Genomic DNA, 17,535 nt, shown 5'->3' with positions numbered 1-17,535 from the left:
GCATGGTCGAGCCCGCGTCGCATGCCCTTCGCCACCTTCCCGCCGTCGCCACCGTCCTGGCGACCACCGGTGCCGCCGCCCTGGTCGAACGCCACGGGCGTGTCGCGACCACCGAGGCGATTCGTCAGGTGATCGACGAGGCGCGCCACGCGCTACGAGCCATCCCGGCGGTGGCACCCGGCGCCGATGAACTCGCCGTGCGCGCAGGCGACCTTCTCGCGGCAAAGGCGCCCGGCATGCGACCGCTGTTCAACCTCACCGGGACCGTTCTTCACACCAACCTCGGTCGCGCCGTGCTGGCCGATGCCGCGGTCGACGCGGCGGCGAACGCGATGCGCCATCCCGTCGCCCTCGAATACGACCTCGACAGCGGCTCACGCGGTGAGCGCGACGATCACGTGCGCGGCCTGCTTCGCGAGCTGACCGGTGCCGAGGACGCCACCGTCGTCAACAACAACGCCGCTGCGGTGCTGCTGTGCCTGAACACCTTCGCCCTGCGTCGTGAGGCGATCGTGTCGCGCGGCGAACTCATCGAGATCGGCGGCGCGTTCCGCATGCCTGACATCATGCTGCGTGCCGGTGCCGACATGGTCGAAGTCGGCACGACCAACCGCACGCATGCGGCCGACTATCGCAACGCCTTGAGCGAACGCACCGGGCTCGTGCTCAAGGTGCATACCTCGAACTATCGGATCCAGGGCTTCGTCGCGGAAGTGGGTGCGCGCGAGCTGGCCGGCATCGCGGACGCGGCAGGCGTGCCGCTGCTCAACGACCTCGGCTCGGGCAGCCTTGTCGATCTGTCGCGCTACGGCCTGATGAAGGAACCGACAGTGCGTGAGGCCGTGGCCGAAGGCGCGCGGCTGGTCACGTTCTCCGGCGACAAGCTGCTCGGTGGCCCGCAGGCCGGCTTCATCGTCGGCGACCGCGCCTTGATCGCCGAGATCAACCGCAATCCGCTGAAGCGCGCGCTGCGGGTGGACAAGATCCGGCTGGCGGCGATCGAAGCCACCCTCGCGCTCTACCGCGATCCGGACCGCCTCGCCGAACGACTGCCCACCCTGCGCTATCTCTCCCGGCCCCACGCCGACATCGACGCTCAGGCCCGACGCCTGCTACCCGCCGTCGCGAAGATCGTCGGCACCGCGTTCGCGGTCGACGTCGGCGACTGCCAGAGCCAGATCGGCTCCGGCGCCTTGCCGCTGGATACGCTCGCCAGTGCGGCGCTGCGTCTTCGTCCGCACGGAAGCCAGGAGCTGCTCGACCCCCTGGCCGCCGCCCTGCGTGCGCTGTCGCATCCGGTGATCGGCCGCGTGTCCGAAGGTGCCTTGCTCATGGATCTGCGCTGCCTGGATGAGGCGGACGAAGCCACCTTCCTCGCCGCACTGGGTGAGCTCGACACCACCGCCCTTCTCGCTGCCCGGCCATGATCGTCGGCACGGCTGGTCACGTCGACCACGGCAAGACGTCCCTGGTCAGGGCGCTTACCGGTGTCGATGGCGATCGCCTGAAAGAAGAAAAAGTCCGCGGGATCACGATCGATCTCGGCTTCGCCTACCTGCCACTGGCGGATGATCAGATACTCGGCTTCATCGACGTGCCCGGCCACGAGCGCTTCGTGCATACCATGGTCGCGGGCGCCGCTGGCATCGACATCGCGCTGTTGGTGGTCGCGGCCGACGATGGGGTGATGCCGCAGACGCGCGAGCACCTGGCGATCCTCGACCTGCTCGGCACACGGCGGTCCGTGATCGCGCTGACCAAGATCGACATGGTGACCGCCGAGCGCCTTGCCGAGGTCACAGCGCAGATTCGCGACGTCACGAAGGCAAGTGCCCTGGCGACAGCCGATATCCTGCCTGTCTCGTCGGCCACCGGCGACGGCATCGACGCGCTTCGCGAGCGACTCATGGCCGAGGCACGCTCCCTCGAGGAGCGCAGCCACGCGGGACGCTTCCGCCTCGCCGTCGATCGCGTGTTCACCTTGCCCGGCATCGGCCTGGTGGTCACCGGCATCGTGCTCTCCGGCGTCGTGCATGTGCGTGATGCGGTCACTGTCAGCCCGCCCGGCCTCAACGCGCGTGTGCGATCGCTGCACGCGCAGAACCGGCCGGTGGAGACCGCCCGCGCCGGTGACCGCTGCGCGCTCAACCTGACCGGTGACGGCCTCGCCAAGGATGCGATCCATCGTGGCGACATGGTCGTCGACCCGTTGCTTCATGCACCAACGATGCGACTCGATGCCCGGTTGCACCTGCTCGCGTCGGAGTCGAAGCTGATCGAGCCGTGGTTCGCCGTGCGCTTGCATCACGGCGCCGCTGAAGTCGGCGCGCATGTCGTTCCACTCGAGGGCCAGCATCTGCGCCCCGGCCGGACAGCCGACGTGCAACTCGTGCTGGACCGTCCAATCGCCGCCGCGGTCGGCGACCGCTTCGTGCTGCGCGATGTCTCGGCCCGGCGCACGATGGGTGGCGGCCAGCTGATCGATCTGCGCGCGCCCGAGAGGCATCGACGAACCCCGGTGCGCGAAGCCGAGCGTGCGGCGATGCGCCTCGACGATCCCGAGCGCAGCCTCGCGGCCTTGCTCGACGCCTCCTCGACGGCGCGCGATCTCGATGCGTTCGCTCGCGACCGGGCGTTATCGGCAGCAACACTGGAGGCCGTGATTGCAAGCCTCTCACCGCTGGTCTTCGAGACCGGCGACGCGCGTGTCGCCATCGGGGCGATGTCATGGGCGCATTTCGTCACCGCCGTGATCGAACGTTTGGAAGGCTTCCACACGGCGTACCCCGACCGGCAAGGCATGGCGCGCGAGGGCTTGCGCAAGGTCGTCAAGCCGGAGTTGTCCCCCTCCGCTTTCGCCATGGCCTTGCAGCACGCCGATCTTTCAGGAAGGGTGCGGCTCGATGGTGCGTTCGTTCGCCTCGCCAGCCATGTGATGCAGTTGAGCCCGGCGCACGAGCGCCAGTGGGCCGCTGTCGCGCCTTTGCTCGGCGGTGAGGCACGCTTCCGGCCGCCGCGCGTGCGCGACATCGGCCGCGAGCTGTCGATACCGGAGGCGGACGTTCGGCAGCTGCTGAAGCTCGCCACGCGCATGGGCGATGTGGATGAGATCAGCCACGACCATTTCTTCCTGCGCACGACGGTGCACGAGATGCTGCAGATCGCCGCGGACATCGAGGCCACGGATGTGGAGGGATGGCTGACCGCCGCGCCGTTTCGCGACCGGCTCGATTGCGGCAGGAAGGTGGCCATCCTCATCCTGGAGTTTTTCGACCGTCATGGCGTCATGCTCAAGCGCGGCACGCTGCGAAGGATTCAGCCGCGTTATCTGGATCTTTTCGCCCCGACCACGTAGCGTTCCCCTCCATGGAAGAGCATCGTCCCCGGTGGGGCGTCCGGACTTCAAATCCGGGTGAGGCAGCCAGTCTGTCTCGGGTGGGTTCGACTCCCATGCTCTTCCGCCATCTCGCCGGCCGCGCGTCAGCTGACCTCGATACCCGGGCTCCCCGTCATGACGCTGCCGATGATGCTGGCGCGCGCATAACCCGCGGCCTCGATCATGTCGCGCAGCGCGACGGCGCGTTCCGCCTGGCAAGCCACCAGCAGGCCGCCCGAGGTTTGCGGATCGGTGAGCAGGTCGCGGCGCCACGGGGGCAGCTCGCCAGGCAACGTCACGCCCTCGCCGTAGCTGTCCCAGTTGCGTTTCGATGCGCCAGTAATGAAACCCGCTTCGGCCAGCGCCTTGGCCTGATGGAAGAACGGCACACGGGCCTCGTCGATCGCGATACGCACGCCGCTGCCCCGCGCCATCTCCAGGGCATGGCCGAGCAGCCCGAAGCCGGTGACGTCGGTGATCGCATGCACCTCATCCAGCTTGCCCAGTTCGTGACCCACGCGATTGAGCAGCGTGGTCGACGCGATCAGCTCGTCGTAGGCGTCGGTCGGCAGCACCTGCTTCTTGAACGCGGCGGAATACACACCAACACCGATCGCCTTGGTGAGGATCAGCACGTCGCCTGGTCTCGCGCCGGTGTTCCGGCGAACGTTGGATGGCGAGCAAAGCCCGATCGCCGCCAGTCCGTAGATGGGCTCGGCCGAGTCGATCGAATGCCCGCCCGCGACCGGAATGCCCGCTTCGGCGCAGATCGCTTCGCCGCCGGCGAGGATCGCCCGCACCGTGTCGATTTCGATCTTGCCCAGCGGCATGCCGAGAATCGCCAGGGCCATGATCGGCTTGCCGCCCATGGCATACACATCGGAAAGCGCGTTGGCCGCGGCGATGCGGCCGAAGTCGTGCGGGTCGTCGACCACGGGCATGAAGAAGTCGGTGGTGGCGATGACACAGGTGTTTTCATCGACCTGCCACACCGCGGCATCGTCGCTCGACTCGTTGCCGACGAGCAGTTGCGCGAACGGCATGGCGGCCGGCTTGTCGGCAAGCAATTGCTGGAGCACGGAGGGTGCGAGTTTGCAGCCACATCCGCCGCCATGGGCAAGTTCAGTCAAGCGCGTACAAGTCATGGAAAACTCCACCAAAGTCGCGGTGGCGCGACGGAGGGATTCTGCGGCAGCATAACCATAGACGAATGTCCGGGAGGATGACATGCCTGTCGCTCTGCGTAGTACCCGTACCGTGCGCTGGTCCGTCTTTCTCCTCCTGGCCGTCGCTGGCCTCTTCTACGTAAAGTGGTTCCCCTATTACGGACGCGCCTTCGACGCCGCGTCGCACCATTCCATCGGCAAGTCGATCCTGATGGGCGACGCCTCGAGCGCGCCCGACCCGTCGTGGAGCGCCGCGCTGGGTTATGCCGTCGCTTACGGCAAGGCCATCTGGAAGGCCATGGTCCTGGGCCTGCTGCTGGGCTCGGCCCTTCAGGCCCTGATTCCGGCGAGCTGGGTGCAGCGCGCGCTGGGCAGTTCCAGCTTTGCCGGCACGGTGGCCGGAGGCCTGATGGGCATCCCCGGCATGATGTGCACCTGTTGCGCCGCGCCCGTCGTAGTGGGATTGCGCAAGCAACGTGCGGCGGCCGGACCCTCTGTCGCGTTCTGGCTGGCCAATACGATGTTGAACCCGGCGACCCTGGTGTTCACCGGCTTCGTGCTCGGCTGGAACTGGACCTTGCTGCGTATCGTGTTGAGCGTGCCGATGGTCTTCGGCCTGGGCTATCTGGCGAATCGCTTCGTCACCGACGCCAGCACGGTGCGCGCCACGACGGCGCCTGCCGACCGCGCATCCGACAACCTGGCATCCGACAACGAAGGCCAGTCCCTAACCGAGATCGGTCGCCGGTGGCTCACCGTCTTCGTGCGGATGACCGTGCGCCTGATCCCCGAATACATCGTGATCGTGCTGCTACTCGGTGCCGCACGCGCCTGGATGTTCCCGCACGTGGGGCCGGCCGTCGGTGAGCAGTGGTTCTGGATCCTCGCCCTCGCCGTGGCAGGGATGCTCTTCGTCATTCCGACCGCCGGTGAAGTGCCGATCGTGCAGGCGATGCTGGCCCTTGGCATGGGCGTGGGGCCGGCAGCGGCCCTGCTCTTCACCTTGCCGCCGGTAAGCCTGCCGTCGATGGCGATGCTGGGGCGTTCCCTGCCCCTACGCCTGCTGCTGTCGCTTGCCGCCGCCGTCGTTGCCTTCGGCGTCCTGGCAGGGCTGATTGCCGCAGGCCTCGACATGCGTTGACGATCGTCCACCGATTTACGGTCGTACTTCCACCCACTGACCGCGCCAGTCGGGCGCGTCGAACGGATCCGCAAAATACTGCGTTTCGTGCGCCACCTTGCCGTCGCGGAACTCCATGATGCTCACGGTGAAGGCGCGCTTGCCCTCGTACGTGATGATGTACTCCGTCACCCAGAGGTGCTCCTGCCCGACGATCCGTCGCACCTTGAATCCCGATGGCTTGCCCGGATGGTGGCTGCGAAGTGCCTGGAGGTTGTGACGTCCGTGGATGATCTCTCCCGACTGCGGGTACTCGCAGATGGCGTCTTCGTGATAGATCAGGTGTTCGGCGAACTGATCGCCTGCCGCGGACGCGGCCCAGTGCTCGTCGATCGCCGAGCGGATGTCGAGCTCGTTCATCCCGCACCTCCCAAGACAGAAACGGTCTCGCCCGACGCTAGCACTTTCCCCTCATCGCGGACATCAACCCAAGGTATGGCCTGAAAATGCTCCGCGAGCCGCTATCCGGAGGGATACTGCGACGGTATGTCGAAGAGAACGCCTATATGAAGACCCTCGCCTTACTTGCCGCCGGAATGATCATGGCTTCCCTGGCTCACGCCGATCCGCTTCCCTCCAGCAACGCCACGACGACCTACCATCGTGTCACCGTCGATGGCGTGGGCGTGTTCTACCGCGAGGCCGGACCCAAGGACGCGCCGGTGCTGGTGCTCCTGCACGGCTTTCCCTCGTCGTCGCGCCAGTTCGACAGCCTCATCCCGCTGCTAGCCACGCGCTATCACCTGATCGCACCGGACTATCCCGGGTTCGGCCAGAGCGACGCGCCGGACCCGGCGACGTACACGTACACCTTCGATCATCTGGCCGAGACCACTAACGGGCTGCTCGAACAGCTGGGCCTGAAGAAGTATTCGCTGTACCTGCACGACTACGGCGGCCCGGTGGGCTTCCGCATCATGCTCAAGCATCCCGAGCGCGTGCAGGCACTGATCGTCTCCAACGCGAACGCGTACCAGGAGGGCCTGGGCAAGAAGTGGGCGCTCATCGCCGAGTACTGGAAAGATCCCAGGGCACATCCGGAGGTCTTCGCCAACTTCGTTTCGCAGACGGCCACCGAGCAGCGACACACGGCGGGTAGCTCGCACCCCGAGCGGTACAACCCGGACACCTGGACCGACGAGTTCGCCCACCTGTCGCGCCCCGGCCAGCACGAGATCCAGTCGGCGCTGTTGTACGACTATCGGAACAACGTCGCCTCCTATCCGGCCTGGCAGGCCTGGCTGCGCGAGCACAAGCCACCGACCCTGGTGGTCTGGGGCAAGTACGATCCCTCGTTCATCGGCCCGGGCGGGGACGCCTACCAGCGCGACGTGCCCAAGGCCGAGGTTCATCTGCTGGATGCCGGCCATTTCCCATGGGATGAGAAGGTCGACGAGATCGCTGCCCTGGTCCTCGCTTTCCTGGACCGCCAGCCTCGCTGAACAGGGCATGCAAGCCGGCGCCGGGGAAGCCTCCCGACGCTTATACTATGTGACTCGTTTGTTTCACTACGTACCCAAAAACATGTTGAGAAGTGACCAAGTTCTCGTCACCGTCGGCACGGCCTGCACCCTTTCGGCCGTGGGCTCGACGGAAACCTACCAGGCCCTCGTGGCCCAGTCGGACGAATTCTTTCCCCTCGCCGCGTTCGACGCCGGCCTGGTGGAGATCGACCCCGAGGCGGCCAGCGCCGCCGACGGCATGCGCTGGGCCACCGGCGACCTTGCTGGCGAGCCGGTCACGCTGGAGGAGCTCAAGCGCCTGCACGGCGACGCCCTCCGTGCCAACAGCGGCATCCGGCACGTGCCCGGTGTGCGCGAGCTGGCCCCGCGCGTGGTCACCGATATCGCCGCCCCGCTGCCACACGATCTGGAAACGGTCGGTCTGCGCCGTCTGGCCGGCCTGCGCTACGAGGACATCCGTGGTTCCGGGCTCAAGGACATGCACGGCCTTTTCCAGGACGATCCGCTCCTCAGCCCTTCGCTACAGGCGCAACTCTTTGCCTACGGTGCCCTGGGTGCGCTCGCCGGCCTGCCGCGTCCGCTGTCCGAGCTGGTCCCGAACCCGTTCGACTTCCGCGTCGCCACGGCGACGGCCTTCGGTGGCATGGATGCGCTTGGCCAATGGCTGCGTCCGGATGCGCCGCTGCCCGAAGGCGGCATCCCCAAGGACACCTTCGCGGTGCGCCTTGCTCACTCGCTCGGCTCGCATGGACCGGCACTGGTCTCGACCATGCTCGCGCCGAGCTACAGCATCAGCCGCGTACTGAAGAATCCCGAGCTGCGCGAATCGCTGCGTTCGGACGATATCGGCTACACACGCGTGCCGCAGGCGCCGATGACGGCCGTGGGCGCGTGTGCGTCCAGCCTCATCGCACTGGCCGATATCGCGCCGCAAATGCTGTTCGACTATCCCGGTTTCCACAAGCCGCAGATGGTGCTGCTCACCGCGGCCGATGCCGCCCTGCAGCCGCGTTACGGCATCCTCGAGGCTTTCGGCGGTGGCGCACTCATGACCGGCGACAAGCTGGCCATGAAGAACGCCGCGCATGCCGATGGCAACGTGCGCAGCGTGCACGACTCGCTCGCCCCCTTCGACATCGACGCGGACGGTACCGTGGTCGGCCACGGTGGCTCGGGCTTGCTGGTCACGACGCTCGAGTTCGCCTTGCGCAACCAGCTGGACATCACCTCGATCATCGTCGGCTGGGGCCAGAGTGGCGAAGCCGGCGGCAAGGCGCATTTCGCCGGCGTCGGCTTCGGCGGCGAGAACGCACTGGTCCAGGCACTGGACATGGCCTTCGAAGGCCACGGCTACGGCGTCGACGATTTCCAGTACCTCGCGGCACATGCCACCGGAACGCGCACCAATTCCAAGACGGATCTCGGCACGGCACTCGCGGGCCTGCGTGGTGCCGCGCAGCGCCAGGGCCACACCGATGACTTGCCGCGTCTCTTCGTCGGCACGCCCAAGGCGGTCGGCGACGGTCACACCATGGGCGAGACGGGCCTGAAGGCCATGTCGCAGGCGGTGCAGTTCGTGCTCGGTCGCACCGCGCCGGGCGTGCCCACGCTACGTCGCCTGGATCCGGATCTCGCTGAAATCGCCAGTCACTTCCATCTGCAGGCCGAGCCTTCGCCCGGCAATGCCAATGGCGGCGCGATCTGCGCTACCCAGGGCTTTGGCGGCTACAACGGCGCCGTCGCGCTTCGTTCGGCCACGGCCGAAGCGTTTGCACGCTACCAGTGCGATGCCGATGTGCTGGCCGCCTATCTCGCCGCATGGCCGACCATCCGCAGCGAGCGCGAGAAGCGTGAGCGTGTAGCGCGACGTGGACCGAAGCTGGCCCTGGCGATGGCCGAGAAGCATCGCTGGGCCGGGTTGGACTGACGTCAAGGCACCACGTCCGGCGAATTCGCCGGACGAAACGATGCGTTCATGACATGCCGCGGTACACCGTTCGTCGCTGGGGCAGCCTTGAGCCGTGCCAGTGACGATACATCGTGCTTCAGGTAAGCATCCAGGAAGTAGAGCGTATAGCGGGCAACCCACACATAGCCGGCGCTGCCCTCTTCCCACGTGTATCCCGGTATTTCGTCGTCGACGTAATGCGTAGGCCGACGCTCGAGCATCGAGCTGAACTGCTGATGCGCCATGGCAAACATCTCCACCGTCAGAAGGTCGCCATGCGTCCACGCATTGAGCACGCTCGGCCCGATGTTCTCCGGCGCACTGAGTTGGCTGGCAATGATTTCAAGCGTGATTTCCCCACGGGTGAAAGCCAGCAGTGGAATATGCATCTTCTCGGGATGCACGTAGTCGGCCCGCTTCACCAGTCCCGGGAAGTAACGCATGCTTCCGTCGAGGGCGACGAGCGCGTCGATGCGCTCGTCGCGTGCCGCAGCGAAGAGATCCGCGAGACCGCCCCAGCTGAAAGCGGCGACAGCAATGGCTGACATGTCACTATCGGAAAGCGTCTTCGCATAGTCGATCAGGAAGGAAATATCGCGCGCCTGCGCTTCGATGCCTGGCAGGTCATCGGTCATGTCGAGGGTGTCCGCACCCATGCTCGGGCTAGCGATGACTATGTAGCCGTGGCTTGCGAGGTACTCGCAAATATCCGCATTTTCCCACGACACCGACGAATCACTCGGCGCATAGATGACCACGGGATACCGGCCCTGCGCGGGGCTTGCGTTGCGTATCGCACGTAGGCGCCCATCGAGTGATTCGCCCACACGAGACATCCACTTCGTATGAAGTTCGGGTTCTGAAACCGTCAGCCGCACGTAATCGCCTACGGTCATCGGCGGCGATGTATTCGTCAGGGCCGGATACCAGACCAGCGTCTGTAACGGGCGGCTGTGTGCCTTGCCGAACGCACGCGATGTGTCGCGCAGATCGGCTACACGAAGACCGACAGCAAACCTACCCGGCTCTTCCGCGAACGTGAACGGAGAGCTCTTCGCCATCCCGCTCGCAGCCGTTGCCGGAGCACACATGCCGATCATGATGACAGCAAGCAGGACCTTCCCCATCATGGCAAACACTCCCTTGGTTGCCCGAGTATCGGAGCCTGAGTCCTGGTGTGGACCTGCTGGAAGTCATCCATGACTTCACACACCTTCGATTGACCATGACACGCGTATCGCCGAGGGTTGACGGTATTGCCCCTGTTCCGGCCCATCGCATGCACCGTATCTTCGTACGCCTCGCCCAGACCTGCCTGCTGCTCGTCACACTCGCCGCCACGCCGATTTTTGCCCAGGATGCCGCGACAACCGCCACCCTTTCACCCGCCGACGCGCGCCGTGCGGCGGAGGTGCTGCAGGACGAGCACAAGCGCGCCGAGGCGATCCGCACGCTGCAGGCGATTGCCGCGGGGGCATCGGGGTCCGTCGCCGCTCCGGCAGCGGCATCGTCGACGGCCGTCTCGACCGGCGCCACCGCAGCGACCACCGCTATCCCGCTGCAACAGGACGGACTGATTGCCCGCATGCTTCGCCGCATCGGTCACTGGGAGGACGGACTGGGCAGCCAGCTCGCCCAGCTCCGACGTGTGGCCGGCGCCCTCCCCGATGCCGCCAGGCAGACCGCGAGCAACGTGGCGCATGGCGAGCAGCGCGCCTTGCTGGGTCGGCTGGTACTCGTGCTTGCGCTGGTTTTCTGCCTCGGTCTGGCCAGCGAGGGGGGCCTCCTCCGCCTGCTCGCCCGTCCCCGACGCGGCCTGCTCGCGCACGCGGAAGACGCCGATGCGCGCGCACGTGCCGAGCTCACTCCGTCGCCTGCGCCGCCGTCATCCGGGATGCGTCCCGAAGTGTCCACCGTCTCCGGGGCGGGCGTCCAGCCCGTCGCCGCCGACGTGGCCCTGATACGGACGCAACGCGAAGGTATCGAGCACGTCGAGGCCGTGCCTGTCGAAGCGGGCCAGGGTGCTGCGGGCGGGTCACCCGCCGCCGACCTTCCATCCGATGCTCCTGACGGCACGGCCACCGGCCCCGTGAGGCACGAGCCCACGGATCACTGGCGCACGTTGCGTCATCTTCCCTTCGCCCTGGCGAGCCTTCTGCTGGATATCGTCCCCGTCGCGGTGTTCTTCATCGTGGCCGGCCTGCTGCTGCGCTGGATGAACGACGATCCGCGCATCGACAGCATTGCCAGCGCCTTCATCGACGGCTATGTCACCGCGCGCATCGGCATGTCGCTGCTGCGTCTTCTCGTCTCTCCGGTGGGTCACGGGCTGCGTCTGATTCGGGTCGGCGAACTTACGGCGGGTCAGGTGATCGCCTGGCTTCGCGCCATCCTGATCATAGGAACGGTCGGCTTCGCGCTCGCTAACGCACTCACGCAGCTCGGCGCATCCGACGAGCAGCGTCTTGCCCTGATCAAGGTGATCTCGCTGGCGATGCACATCCTGCTGGTCGTGCTGCTGTTCAAGGTTCGGCGACCCGTGGCGGCGGCGATCGCCGGTGCGCCGACGGACGCCGGCCCCCTCGCCACCTTGAGGCACTGGTTGGCGGAGGTGTGGGCCGTGCTGGCCGCCGTGGTGGTCATGGGCGCCTGGTTCGTCTGGGCGCTCGGTGTCGAGGATGGCTTCCCTAAACTCCTGCACTTCGTCGGCGTCACCGCGGCGGTCGTGATCGGCGCACGCATCGTCGCCGTCCTGGTGCTCGGAGGCGTGAGCCACCTGTTCCAGCCGGCGGCGGACACGGAGGCCGGGAACGCGCACGCACAACGTTATTACCCGCTCGTGCGTGCCATCGTCACGACCCTTCTGGTCGCCTGCTCCGTCATCGCCCTACTCCAGGCCTGGGGTGTGGACGCCCTCGACTGGTTCTCGCGCGGCACGATCGGGCGCAGCCTCGCCTCCGCGATCGTCACGATCCTCGTCGCCGCGACGATCGCCATCCTGGTCTGGGAAGCCGCCAATGCCAGCGTCGAGCGGAGGCTCTCACGCTGGAAGGAGGCGGGCGACATCGTCCGTGCCGCGCGTCTGCGCACCTTGCTGCCGATGCTGCGCACCTGCCTGCTCGTTGCGATCGTGCTGATCGTCGGCCTGACGGTACTCAACCAGATCGGCGTCAACACGACACCGTTGCTGGCGGGCGCAAGCATCATCGGTGTCGCCGTGGGTTTCGGCTCGCAGAAGCTGGTGCAGGATTTCATCACCGGGATCTTCCTGCTGATGGAGAACGCGATGCAGGTCGGCGATACGGTGACGGTCGGCGATGTGTCGGGCACCGTGGAGTACCTGTCGATCCGCACCGTTCGCCTGCGCGGCGGTGACGGCTCGCTCTACATCGTTCCCTTCAGTTCAGTGACCACGGTGAACAACACCAATCGTGGCATCGGCAACGCCGCCATGCGTGTCGCCGTCGCTTACGAGACCGATGTCGCGCGTGCGATCGCCGAACTCAAGGCCATCGGCGCGGGCCTGCGCGCCGATCCGGCGTTCGCGCCGCAGATCCTCGCCGACATGGAAGTCTGGGGCGTGGACGCGGTGGATGGCGGCATGTTCGCGCTGGCCGGACAGATCAGCTGCACGGACAAGGGGCGCTGGGGTGTCCAGCGTGAGCTCAACCGACGCATCCTGGAGCGCTTCCGCGAGGTCGGTATCGTCATATCGAATCCACGTAGCAACCTGCTTCTGGAAGCGAAGCCGGCCGGGCCGGAGCCGGAGCCGGCGTGATTGTGCGATAAGCTCTTGCTCCATGAGCCACGTCGAGCCCGATCCTCGCATGATGCCTAACCGCCACCCCGTTCCCGACGAATGGCGAGCGTTCGGGGTGGTCGACGTGCAGTCCGTCGACCTTGGCTGGAAGCAGCCATCGGTGCCGCCAGCGGTGTTGATTACCTACGATGTCGACGCGTTTGACGTCGAGGCCTTCGGGCGGCTTGGTGTGGCGACGCCGGCGAGTATCGGGCGGAGTGTGACCAAGCGGCAGGCTGAGTTTTTGATGGGGCGGTTGGCTGCGAGAGCGGCTATCGATGGCTTGGTGGGACGAAGGGGCGAACACCCATCGCCGATGAATCGGCTCCAGCAGGGGGCGGATGGGAGCTCGGGTAGCCATGCACGGGATGCGATCGGCATCGGTGCCTCGCGGCAGCCGATCTGGCCTGCGGGCGTGGTCGGCAGCATCTCCCATGCCGGGCGTTACGCGGCGGCCGTGGTCGCAAGGTCGGCTAATGAGGCTGGCATCACGGGGATCGGCATCGACATCGAACAGCGGATCTCTGCGGAGACACGCGAATCGGTCGAAGGGACCGTCGTGACCGACGCCGAGCGATCCTTCCTGCACGGGATGGACAGCGAACTGCCCTACGACATGCTGTTGACCATTGCCTTCTCGGCCAAGGAAAGCTTCTTCAAGGGAAGCTTCGCCAGCGTGGGCACGTATTTCGACTTCGACGCCGTGAATCTGGTAGCACTGGACGTTGCCACCGGGAGCCTCGAACTGGCCCTCACTCGCACGCTCGCACCTACCCTCCCTCAGGGACGTCGATTCACGCTTCGTGCCCAGTGCATCGATGCCGACACCATTCTTACCAGTTTCGTCTGGTAACGGTGGCACGCGGTCCGTCAGGCGCCTCAGGCAGCTCGCCCCAATCGCAAGGACGTGATGCGCAGAAGCACGGCGGCGATGCCGACGGGCCACACGATCCACATCATGCCAACGGCATAGAGCGCGAGCGCAGCGAACAACAGGGCGACAAACACGTATTCGGCAAGCCACGCCCAAGCGCGCCGCCGCGACACGCTCGGCGTGTGGTTCGCAACCAGCGCCGGATACCCCCAGGTAAGCGCAAGCGCGAAATACGTGGCCGACAACACGATGGCGTAAGCCACCATGCCAGCACGTGACGCATCGTCGATGTTGACGAGGAAGAAGCGGACAACCACCGGCAACAGGCCGATCATGCTCAGCAAAAGCAGGTTGAGCCAGGTCGTCGGCGTATCCACCGAATGCAGGTGCGCGAGATTGCGACGATGGGCGACCCACACCGCGGCGATCAACAGGAAGCTCATGAAATAGACGGCCAACGGCATGGCCCATACCTGGAACAAGGTCTTGCCGGCTTCCATCTCCGGATGAAGCTCGACCGCCGACAACGTCAGCGCGATGGCGAACACGCCATCGGACATCATCACCAGCCGATCCAGATGACGAAGCCGCACGCGCTCGTCCGCCTGCCGCAACGATTCCGTATCCATGCCTTCCTCCCCGTGATTAGCCCCGCCCCATCATGCCGCAACAACCATCGCTCTTGTAGGAGGTGCGCGTCCGGTTGCCAGGTTGACGGGTTGCCCGGTGGCTCAATCCGCCAGCCGGAAGAACGCCATCTGCTCGGACAGGCCTTGTGCCAGTTCCAGCGACGTTCGGCTTGCGGCGCTCGCCTCCTCGGCCAACGCCGCATTCCGCTGGGTAGCATCATCCAGCGCGGACACCGCCTGCACGACCTGATCGACACCGGAGGCCTGTTCGTTCGAGGCCGCGGCGATCTCGGCGATGATGGTCGCGACACGTGCGGCACCCTGGTGGATCTCTTCCAGCGAACGACCCGTCGAGCGAACCAGTTCCGCACCGGCCGTGACGCTTTCGCCGGTCTCCGCGGCGAGCTTGCGGATATCGCGCGAGGACGTCGCACTTCGCTGGGCAAGACGGCGCACCTCGGCCGCGACCACGGCGAAGCCCAACCCGTGATCGCCCGCGCGTGCCGCTTCCACGGCGGCGTTCAGGGCGAGGAGATTGGTCTGAAACGCGATCTCGTCGATCAGTCCGGCGATATCCGAGATGCTGCCCGTCGCTGCCTGGATGCGTTGCATGCCCTCCTCCGCCGATCGCGCGACGTCGGCCGCGCGCCTGGCATCCGTATGAAGGTCGCGGGTCATCGTCGAGGCGACGCGGGCACCTTCGGAGTTCTGCCGCACCGAGGCCGCCATCTGCTCCATGGACGCCGCGGTTTCTTCGAGCGAGGCGGCCTGGGACTGTGTGCGTTGGGACAAGTCGTCTACGCCCTGCGAAATCTCGGCGGCGGCCATCGACACGCTCCTGGCTCCCTGGCGAACCTGATCGACCACCGAGGCCAACGTCCTGTCCATGGCACCGAGGGAACGCAGCGTATCGCTCAGTTCGTCGTCGCCACTGACCTCCAGATGGTGATTCAACGCACCCTCGCTGATTTCCGAAGCGAGCTTGCTCGCCACGCGCAGCGGTGCCATGACGGAGCGCAGCAGCAACCAGCCGGCGACGCACAACACGATGAGCCCCGCCGCGGTAATCAGCAGGCTGGTCACGATGGCGCGGCCATGGCGGCCCTGGGCACCGGCGAACTGGTCGCCCGCGGCCTTCTCGTTGAGTGTCACGTTACGCAGGATGGCCGCACTCTCGCGATCGAACGCGGCGGCGAGGTCGTGCAGCGCGAGATCGCTCGCTTCCTTGTGCTTGCCATCGCGGAGCAAGCCGAGCGACTGGGTCATCAGTGGACCCACGGCCTGACGTGCAACCTCGAACTCGTGCGCCGCGCTTTCCTCGTCCGCCGAACGCAGGCTCTCGCTGCGGTAAGACTGCCAGCGCGTGTCGATATCGTGGTCCAGCGTGCCAATGAGGCGCGATGCGCCTTCCGCTGCATCCGCCGTCGCGAACAGCAGCGCACGGCTGACCGCACCACGTTGGGTCGCGATCGCCGCACGGATATGCCCCACCTGCGCCACGGGCAGGAGGTTGCGGTGAAAGGTGGTGTCCAGATCCCCAAAGGTGGCGTTCAGGGCCATCAGGCCCACGCCGCCCAACGCCAGTGCGATCACGAAGCCGACGCTCATGGCGGCGAAAATCTTGCGTCCTACAGTAAATCGCATCGTGCGTTTCTTCCGAGAAAAGGTGATGGGCTATCGGCCCATCACCTTCTTCGTTTAGCCATATCAGCTATGCACGTTTTGCAGGTCTACTTCGGCCGAACCGTCTTGAACGACGCCCGGACCTCGGAAACGAACTCGTCCGGCTGCTCCCAGGCGGCGAAGTGGCCGCCCTTAGGCAGGGTGTTGAAGTGGATGAGCTTGGGGAACGCCTTCACCGCCCAGCTCTTCGGCGCCGCATAGATCTCGTCTGGGAACACGCTCACCGCCACGGGAATGGTGATGTGCTTGGGCTCGAAGAAGGCCAACTTGTTTTCCCAATAGAGCCGGGCCGAGGACACCGCCGTATGCGTCAGCCAGTACAGCGTGACATTGTCGAGGATATCGTCGCGCGATAGCCCTTCGGGCGTGCCATCGAAGACCCGGGTGATCAGCGCGTAGCTGCGCGCATCGTGATCGAGCATCCAGGCAGCCAGGCCAACCGGCGAATCCTCGAGGCCGTACAGCGTCTGCGGACGATTGGTCATCTCCTGCGCATAACCCAGACCGTGCTTGTAAAAGAAATCGAGCATCTCGTACGCATTCTTCTCGTCGGGTGCCAGACCCGCCGGTGCCGGCGCCCCCGCAGCGAGGTCCTTGGCGATATCGTCGGGCACGGTGGCGGGCATGTTGGTGTGGATCGCGAGCAGCTCCGGCGGTGCCTGGACCGCCATCTGTTCGGTCACCGCATCACCCCAGTCACCACCCTGCGCGACGAAGTGCTTGTAGCCCAGGCGCTTCATCAGGACCGTCCACGCGCGTGCGATGTGCTGGGGATCCCAGCCCACGGCCGTCGGTTTGCCCGAGAAGCCGTAGCCCGGCAACGACGGCACGACCACGTCGAAGGCATCCGACGCTTTGCCGCCATGGGCGGTCGGGTTGGCCAACGGATCGATGACTTTCATCTGCTCGATGATCGAGCCTGGCCAGCCGTGCGTGATGATGATCGGCAAGGCGTTCTTGTTTTTCGAGCGCACATGGATGAAGTGGATATCCACGCCATCGATGGTGGTCACGAACTGTGGCAATGCGTTCAACCGGTCCTCGACCTTTCGCCAGTCATAACCGGACTGCCAGTAGTCGGCGAGCTTGCGCAGGGTGGCGATCTGCACACCTTGCGTCGCGTCGGGCACAAGCTCCGGGCTCGGCCAGCTGGTCGCGGCGATGCGTCGGTGCAGATCCTGGAGGGCCTCGTCGGAGAAGTGAATCTTCGGGAAGGGACGGATGGAGGTATCGTCGGCCTGGGGCGCCGTTTGCTGGGGCGATACGCCAGCGGCATGGCTCGGCGTTGGCAGGACGGTACAGATGGCACCGGCGATAACAGCCGCGGTCAGGAACTGCAAACGCGTGGAGCGCATGAATTGCGACGCCATGACGATACCCCTCCGTTGACGATTCGATCTACCTGACAAGGTCCGGA

Annotated in this window: 13 protein-coding genes and 1 tRNA gene; 8 read left to right on the top strand and 6 right to left on the bottom strand. The window is 65.9% G+C overall.

Translation table 11 applies throughout. From position 1 onward, the window contains the following. The first annotated feature begins 2 nt into the window (after nucleotides 1-2). The 3 genes from selA (at nucleotide 3) to BJI69_RS17485 (ending at nucleotide 3,464) form a co-directional block, all read left to right on the top strand. On the top strand, nucleotides 3-1,427 hold the full coding sequence (selA, locus tag BJI69_RS17495; protein ID WP_046969284.1) for an L-seryl-tRNA(Sec) selenium transferase: 1,425 nt from the start codon (nucleotides 3-5) through the stop codon (nucleotides 1,425-1,427). Then, nucleotides 1,424-3,355 (top strand): selenocysteine-specific translation elongation factor, encoded by a 1,932-nt coding sequence (gene selB / locus BJI69_RS17490; protein WP_046969285.1) that lies wholly within the window; start codon nucleotides 1,424-1,426, stop codon nucleotides 3,353-3,355. Before selA ends, selB begins: the two co-directional genes overlap by 4 nt. Nucleotides 3,356-3,368: 13 nt before the next feature. Further along, a tRNA-Sec gene (locus BJI69_RS17485) sits at nucleotides 3,369-3,464 on the top strand. A 16-nt stretch (nucleotides 3,465-3,480) separates the two neighbouring features. Here BJI69_RS17485 and selD read toward each other — a convergent pair. Further along, complete coding sequence (gene selD / locus BJI69_RS17480) at nucleotides 3,481-4,521, bottom strand: selenide, water dikinase SelD (RefSeq protein ID WP_046969286.1); 1,041 nt, start codon at nucleotides 4,519-4,521, stop codon at nucleotides 3,481-3,483. Nucleotides 4,522-4,603: 82 nt separating this feature from the next. On the opposite strand from selD, the gene BJI69_RS17475 reads away from it, so the two are divergent. Then, on the top strand, nucleotides 4,604-5,683 hold the full coding sequence (locus tag BJI69_RS17475; RefSeq protein WP_046969287.1) for a permease: 1,080 nt from the start codon (nucleotides 4,604-4,606) through the stop codon (nucleotides 5,681-5,683). A 15-nt stretch (nucleotides 5,684-5,698) separates the two neighbouring features. Here the strand turns inward: BJI69_RS17475 and BJI69_RS17470 are convergent, their stop codons facing one another. Next, nucleotides 5,699-6,082 carry a nuclear transport factor 2-like protein gene (locus tag BJI69_RS17470; RefSeq protein WP_046969288.1) on the bottom strand — a complete coding sequence of 128 codons (384 nt, stop codon included), beginning with the start codon at nucleotides 6,080-6,082 and terminating at the stop codon, nucleotides 5,699-5,701. 182 nt (nucleotides 6,083-6,264) lie between these two features. On the opposite strand from BJI69_RS17470, the gene BJI69_RS17465 reads away from it, so the two are divergent. Together BJI69_RS17465 and BJI69_RS17460 are read left to right on the top strand one after the other, a co-directional pair. Then, nucleotides 6,265-7,164, top strand: coding sequence for an alpha/beta fold hydrolase (locus BJI69_RS17465; RefSeq protein WP_211258540.1), 900 nt, complete (start codon nucleotides 6,265-6,267; stop codon nucleotides 7,162-7,164). An 82-nt stretch (nucleotides 7,165-7,246) separates the two neighbouring features. Then, entirely contained in the window at nucleotides 7,247-9,112 is a 1,866-nt protein-coding gene (locus tag BJI69_RS17460; RefSeq protein WP_046969290.1) for a beta-ketoacyl-[acyl-carrier-protein] synthase family protein, read from the top strand. A 2-nt stretch (nucleotides 9,113-9,114) separates the two neighbouring features. Here the strand turns inward: BJI69_RS17460 and BJI69_RS17455 are convergent, their stop codons facing one another. Continuing rightward, nucleotides 9,115-10,263 (bottom strand): alpha/beta hydrolase, encoded by a 1,149-nt coding sequence (locus tag BJI69_RS17455; protein WP_052767348.1) that lies wholly within the window; start codon nucleotides 10,261-10,263, stop codon nucleotides 9,115-9,117. Between the two features lie 149 nt (nucleotides 10,264-10,412). Here BJI69_RS17455 and BJI69_RS17450 point away from each other — a divergent pair, with 149 nt between their 5' ends. Next, nucleotides 10,413-12,911 carry a mechanosensitive ion channel domain-containing protein gene (locus BJI69_RS17450; RefSeq protein WP_046969291.1) on the top strand — a complete coding sequence of 833 codons (2,499 nt, stop codon included), beginning with the start codon at nucleotides 10,413-10,415 and terminating at the stop codon, nucleotides 12,909-12,911. A gap of 49 nt (nucleotides 12,912-12,960) precedes the next feature. Further along, a complete protein-coding gene (locus tag BJI69_RS17445) occupies nucleotides 12,961-13,785 on the top strand; it encodes a 4'-phosphopantetheinyl transferase family protein (protein ID WP_052767349.1) in 825 nt (274 codons plus the stop codon). Nucleotides 13,786-13,811: 26 nt separating this feature from the next. On the opposite strand, the gene BJI69_RS17440 is transcribed toward BJI69_RS17445, so the two are convergent. From BJI69_RS17440 to BJI69_RS17430, 3 genes are all read right to left on the bottom strand, one after another. Then, complete coding sequence (locus BJI69_RS17440; RefSeq protein ID WP_052767350.1) at nucleotides 13,812-14,435, bottom strand: TMEM175 family protein; 624 nt, start codon at nucleotides 14,433-14,435, stop codon at nucleotides 13,812-13,814. 102 nt (nucleotides 14,436-14,537) lie between these two features. Continuing rightward, nucleotides 14,538-16,079, bottom strand: a complete 1,542-nt coding sequence (locus BJI69_RS17435) for a methyl-accepting chemotaxis protein (protein ID WP_071925023.1) — start codon at nucleotides 16,077-16,079, stop codon at nucleotides 14,538-14,540. An 86-nt stretch (nucleotides 16,080-16,165) separates the two neighbouring features. Next, on the bottom strand, nucleotides 16,166-17,488 hold the full coding sequence (locus tag BJI69_RS17430; RefSeq protein ID WP_046969292.1) for an epoxide hydrolase family protein: 1,323 nt from the start codon (nucleotides 17,486-17,488) through the stop codon (nucleotides 16,166-16,168). Nucleotides 17,489-17,535 lie beyond the last annotated feature (47 nt).

It is taken from the genome of Luteibacter rhizovicinus DSM 16549, assembly GCF_001887595.1.
Classification (GTDB): Bacteria; Pseudomonadota; Gammaproteobacteria; order Xanthomonadales; family Rhodanobacteraceae; genus Luteibacter; species Luteibacter rhizovicinus.
The sequence above is the reverse complement of the archived record's forward strand: the minus strand, read 5'-3'. Positions and strand labels throughout refer to the sequence as shown.